Origin of the sequence: Acidisphaera sp. S103 (genome assembly GCF_009765975.1) — a bacterium.
Lineage (GTDB): Bacteria > Pseudomonadota > Alphaproteobacteria > Acetobacterales > Acetobacteraceae > Rhodopila.
Window position 1 is genome coordinate 241,720 of record NZ_LMUJ01000060.1, and the last position, 4,974, is coordinate 246,693.

At 63.9% G+C, this 4,974-nt stretch carries 6 protein-coding genes; 5 read left to right on the plus strand and 1 reads right to left on the minus strand.

Features of this window, described 5'->3' with window-relative positions; genetic code table 11:
* The 3 genes from glgX to GSQ89_RS20045 form a co-directional block, all read left to right on the plus strand.
* The coding region (gene glgX / locus GSQ89_RS20035; protein WP_254073286.1) for a glycogen debranching protein GlgX at positions 1 to 1,565 on the plus strand (1,565 nt) is incomplete at its 5' end.
* A 133-nt stretch (positions 1,566 to 1,698) separates the two neighbouring features.
* A complete protein-coding gene (locus tag GSQ89_RS20040) occupies positions 1,699 to 2,364 on the plus strand; it encodes a phasin family protein (RefSeq protein WP_158928446.1) in 666 nt (221 codons plus the stop codon).
* A 191-nt stretch (positions 2,365 to 2,555) separates the two neighbouring features.
* Entirely contained in the window at positions 2,556 to 3,278 is a 723-nt protein-coding gene (locus GSQ89_RS20045) for an MgtC/SapB family protein (protein ID WP_158928448.1), read from the plus strand.
* Here GSQ89_RS20045 and GSQ89_RS20050 read toward each other — a convergent pair.
* Complete coding sequence (locus tag GSQ89_RS20050; RefSeq protein ID WP_158928450.1) at positions 3,275 to 3,715, minus strand: GNAT family N-acetyltransferase; 441 nt, start codon at positions 3,713 to 3,715, stop codon at positions 3,275 to 3,277. The two genes, GSQ89_RS20045 and GSQ89_RS20050, sit on opposite strands and share 4 nt — an antisense overlap.
* Before the next feature lie 157 nt (positions 3,716 to 3,872).
* On the opposite strand from GSQ89_RS20050, the gene parA reads away from it, so the two are divergent.
* Both parA and GSQ89_RS20060 read left to right on the plus strand, forming a co-directional pair.
* Positions 3,873 to 4,493, plus strand: coding sequence for a ParA family partition ATPase (gene parA, locus GSQ89_RS20055; RefSeq protein ID WP_158928452.1), 621 nt, complete (start codon positions 3,873 to 3,875; stop codon positions 4,491 to 4,493).
* A complete protein-coding gene (locus tag GSQ89_RS20060) occupies positions 4,490 to 4,930 on the plus strand; it encodes a CopD family protein (protein WP_158928454.1) in 441 nt (146 codons plus the stop codon). The genes parA and GSQ89_RS20060 overlap by 4 nt, the downstream gene beginning before the upstream one ends.
* The last annotated feature ends 44 nt before the right edge of the window (positions 4,931 to 4,974 follow it).

Consider the following 4,974-nt stretch of genomic DNA (forward strand, 5'->3'; position numbering starts at 1 on the left):
ACAACTCGATCGGCTTCTTCGCCCCCGATCCGCGCTATTCGGCCGTGCCGGACTTCGTGTTTTCCGAGTTCAAGGAAATGGTCGCGCGCCTGCACGACGCCGGCCTGGAGGTCATCCTGGACGTCGTTTACAACCACACCGCGGAGGGCAACGAAAACGGCCCGACCCTGTCGTTCCGCGGCATCGACAACCTGTCGTACTACCGGCTGATGCCGGACAACCGGCGCCACTACATTAACGACACCGGCACCGGCAACACGCTGAACATGAGCCACGCGCGCGTGGTGCAGATGGTCACCGACAGCCTGCGCTACTGGACCACCGAGATGCATGTCGATGGTTTCCGGTTCGATCTCGGTACGATCCTGGCGCGTGAGTCGGACGGCTTCAACGAAGCCCACGGCTTCCTGCAAAGCTGCCTGCAGGATCCGGCGCTTTCCGCCATCAAGCTGATCGCCGAACCGTGGGATATCGGTCCCGGCGGCTATCAGGTCGGCCGCTTCCCGCCAGGCTGGGCCGAATGGAACGACAAGTTCCGCGATACCGTCCGCGCTTATTGGAAAGGCGATTCCGGCAAGCAGGCGGAAATGGCGACCCGCCTGTCCGCCTCCGCCAACGAATTCGCCCATCGTGGCCGCAAGGCCTGGGCCAGTGTGAACTTCGTCACCGCCCATGACGGCTTCACCCTGAACGACCTCGTGTCCTACAACGACAAACACAACGAAGCCAACGGCGAGGATGGCCGTGACGGCCACGGCGACAACCAGTCCTGGAACTGCGGCGCCGAAGGCCCCACCGACGACCCCAAGATCATCTCGTTAAGGGAACGTCAGAAGCGCAACCTGCTGGCGACGCTGCTGCTGGCACAGGGCACGCCGATGATCCTGGCCGGCGACGAATTCGGCCGCACCCAGGACGGCAACAACAACGCCTACTGCCAGGATAACGAGATAAGCTGGGTCAACTGGAATTTCGGCGAAAAGGAAGTCGACCTCGCCGAATTCGTTCGTAAAGTGATCGTTTTGCGGCAGTCCTTCCCGATCCTGCGCCGCACCCGCTTCCTGAGCGGCGCCTACAATCCCGATCTCGACGTGCGCGACGTCCGCTGGTTGTCGCCATCCGGCCAGGACATCGAGGACTCGCAATGGAGCGACACCAATGCCCGCTGCTTCGGCATGCTGCTGGACGGACGGGCGCAGGCCAGCGGCATCAAGCGGCCGGCGATGGATGCCACCGCGCTGCTTGTGCTGAACGCGCATCACGACGTGGTCAATTTCGCAATGCCCGAGGTGGTTGGTGGCAATACCTGGCGCTGCCTGCTAGACACCAACAATCCCGACGACGGCAACCAGGAATCATTTCAAACGGATGAAACTTACGAGATCACCGGCCGCTCGCTGGTGCTGTTCGTTCTTGAGCCGGAAAGTAAGCGATCGGTCGCATTGCGCCGAGCAATCGAGGGTTTCCGCCAGATGGCCGAACGTCCGATCCCGATGGCAACACCGGAAACCGGGCCGGAAACAGAACGAGCCTTGTCGGACACGCCCCGGGTCACGCGTCCGTGAATTTCAACCATCCAGTTGGGTGCGCTATGGTGCAGATGCGCCACGGGTAACGACAAGGTCGTACCCGGATGGCCGCGGTGTCATCTTATTTGTCTAGACGCTGCACCCGAAATATCTCCGGCAAGGACATATCATGTCAGAAACATCCAGGACCGCTGAGACCACGAAAAGGGCCGCCGAACAGACAACCAGATCCAGTCAGGCCGCCATGGAGGCAGCAGGCAAGGCGACCAAGGATGCCATCCATGAAACCAGTCATGCCGCGCAGAATGGCGCGGAGCGTGCCCGGGATGTCTCTCACACCATCACCGAAACAGTCATGGAAACCGCCGACGTGGCGGCCGACCTGTCGTCCAGGGCCGCCGAACAAGGCCGCGAGGTCTTGCTGATGGGCGTGCGTACCGCCGCCGGTGCCGGCAGCCGTGTCGCCGATATCGGCTTTGGCCGCGGCCATCATCTGCTGGCGTCCGCGACCCACGCGATGGACATCTATCGCGACGCCTCCGAACGGTCGGCGGAACGCGTGCAGGCGCTGTTCTCCAGCTATCTGACCTTCGGTCGCGGTTTGCAGGCCATGCAGCACGCCTGGCTGGAGATCGCCGACCAGACGATCGAGAACGCGGCCCACAAGCCGCAGGACCTGTTGCGTTGCAAGAACATGGTCGAGGTGGCCGAGGTGCAGCGCGACTTGTATATCGGTGCGATCAACCATGCGCTGGAATCGACCACTCGCCTGCTGGAAATGGCCGGTCGCACGGTCCACGACGCGGCTCGGCCGTTGCAATCGGATCATCATTGAATCGTCACACACTCACTTTGTCGGATCCGCCGGCGCCACCCGGCGGTCCGCCTGCGATTCCGGACCCCGACCAGCCCGTGCCGATCGAGGAGCCGCCGAAGCCGCTTCCGGTGCCCCGCGATCCGCCTCCCGAACCATTGCGGGCGTAATGCGATTCGGCTAACGCGTCGCCGTCCCTTTGGAACGATGCGATGGCGCACGATTATCTGGCTTGGTTTCTCGACAGTGCGTTCGTTCGCACGATCGCCAGTTTTGCGATTGCCTTCGTCCTGGGCACGCTGATCGGCACCGAGCGGCAATGGCGGCAACGGACGGCAGGATTACGGACGAACGTGCTGGTGGCCGTTGGAGCGGCCGCCTTTACCGACCTCGGCACGCGGCTGCTGGGGCCGGAGGGGGCGACACGCATCATCTCCTACGTCGTGTCCGGCATCGGCTTCCTCGGCGCCGGCGTGATCCTGAAGGAGGGCACGCAGATCCGCGGCCTGAACACGGCGGCGACCCTGTGGTGTTCCGCCGCCGTGGGGGCGTTCGCCGGGGCGGCACTGTGGGCCGAGGCGATCGCGCTGTCGGTGTTCGTGGTCGCCGGCAACACGCTGCTGCGCCCGCTGGTGAACTACATCAACCGCCTGCCGATCGATACACACACGACGGAGGCACGCTACCGGGTTCATGTCGTGACCGACCACCGCAAAGTTTCCGCCGCGCGCGACATCCTCGACGAAACGCTGGAGAAGGGTGGTTACCCGATCCTGGAGATCGAAACCCTGTCGGAAACCGAAACCCAGGTAGAACTGGCCGCGATCCTGGTCCCCAGTTCGGCCGATCCCGCCGTGCTGGACGCGGTCGTCGCGCAACTGGAGAAATCGCCGCCGGTCTATAGCGCGACGTGGTCGGTCAGCACGACGCCTTAATCCAGCTTCTTCAGCATCTGTACGATCCCGGCCATGCACACCGCGTCCCAGTCTTCCTCATCATAGCCGACGGTCTGATAGAAACCGGCGGCCTCGGGTGTCGCGTAGACCACCGCCGTCCTGCACCCCAATTCGCGCACGAACTGTTCCGCGTGCTGCAGCATTGCCCGCCCGTGGCCGCCGCCCTGCCACGCCGGGTCGATCGCGACCAGTCGCAGGGCCGCGGCGGCATTGCGCAGATCGTCCACCTGGATCGCACCGATCGGCTGGTCTTCCAGGAACAGCAGCAACGGATGGCAGTCCGAACTGATCGGCTCGTCTGGCCGGGGTAAGTGGAACACTTTGCGGCGTATCCCGTGATACGCCTGCCAATCCTGATCGCAGCGCGGCGAATCGAGCCGGTAGGAATGCGCGCCCCTTGGTCGATCGGTTGGCATTCTGCCCTTTCCGGGTGTCCCTATGGGCGTCATGACGACGCACACGCCGCTATGATAAGGGCGCCGCCGCGGAAAAGCGAGGCGCCGCCCACGTTCGTGCTGGCGCCGAACCGGCGGTTCTGGGACTGTGGCGCACCATCGGCAGGAGTTGCCTCGCATGGCAATCGTCATCACAGTCGCGCAACAGAAAGGCGGCACCGGCAAGACCACCCTGGCGGCCAACCTGGCTGCCGCCCTGGCGCCGTCCCGCAAGGTGGCGCTGCTGGATATCGACCCGCAGCACAGCCTGACCCGCTGGAACGAACTACGGCCCGCGACCGCGGCGCAGCTGACGTTTTCCGATGTGTCCGGTTGGCGCGTGACCGGGGAACTGGACCGGCTGAAAGCCGCCCACGACGTCGTGGTGATCGACAGCCCGCCGCAGATCGATACCGACGCCCGTCTGGCGATCCGTGGCGCCACTCTGGTGCTGATCCCGGTGCAGCCCAGCCCGCCCGACATCTGGGCCGCCGAGGGCACGCTGAAGCTGGCCGCCGCCGAGAAACGCCAGGCCGCTCTGGTGCTCAACCGCGTCCCGTCCGCCGGCAAGCTACGAGAAACGATTGCCGCTCAGCTTCGACGCGACGGCAGGCCGCTTCTCACAGCAACGATCGGCAACCGCACCGGCTTCGCCACCGCCTTCGCCGAGGGTCTCGCGGTGACCGAGACCGCCCCTCGCTCAATGGCTGCGAATGAGCTACGTGCCTTGCTGACTGAGTTGCTGGAGCTGATTGGATGACGATCTACGCGGGAATCAAGGCACTGCACCTGTTGTGTGCGGTGGTCTGGGTAGGCGGCATGTTCTTCGCCTACGTGGTGCTGCGCCCGAGCATGGTGGCGATCGAGGCACCGCAGCGGATGCTGCTGCACACACGGGTTTTCAAGAAATTCTTCCTGGTGATCTGGCACGCCATGCCGGTGATCCTCATCACCGGGTTCGCCATGCTCTTTCTCATGGGCGGGATGGCCAACGTGCCCTGGCAGATCCATGCAATGATGGGCCTAGGACTTCTGATGGCCGCCGTGTTCTTGGCGATCTTCTTCGGCCCGTACCGGCAGTTCCGCCGCACCACCGACCGCAACCGGATGGCATCCACCCTGAACAGCATCCGCAGGCTGATCGGCGTTAACCTTGTCCTCGGCCTGATCACCGTCATCGTGGCGGGATTGCTTTAGCCCCGGATCATGCCACCTTCACCCGGTATAACCACCTGATCAGT

Bases quoted from the DNA above. Each gene is read 5' to 3' on its own strand.
- GSQ89_RS20045 (WP_158928448.1), top strand. From the start codon at position 2,556: ATGGCGCACGATTATCTGGCTTGGTTTCTCGACAGTGCGTTCGTTCGC.
- GSQ89_RS20040 (WP_158928446.1), top strand. From the start codon at position 1,699: ATGTCAGAAACATCCAGGACCGCTGAGACCACGAAAAGGGCCGCCGAA.
- GSQ89_RS20050 (WP_158928450.1), bottom strand. From the start codon at position 3,715: ATGCCAACCGATCGACCAAGGGGCGCGCATTCCTACCGGCTCGATTCG.
- parA (WP_158928452.1), top strand. From the start codon at position 3,873: ATGGCAATCGTCATCACAGTCGCGCAACAGAAAGGCGGCACCGGCAAG.
- GSQ89_RS20060 (WP_158928454.1), top strand. From the start codon at position 4,490: ATGACGATCTACGCGGGAATCAAGGCACTGCACCTGTTGTGTGCGGTG.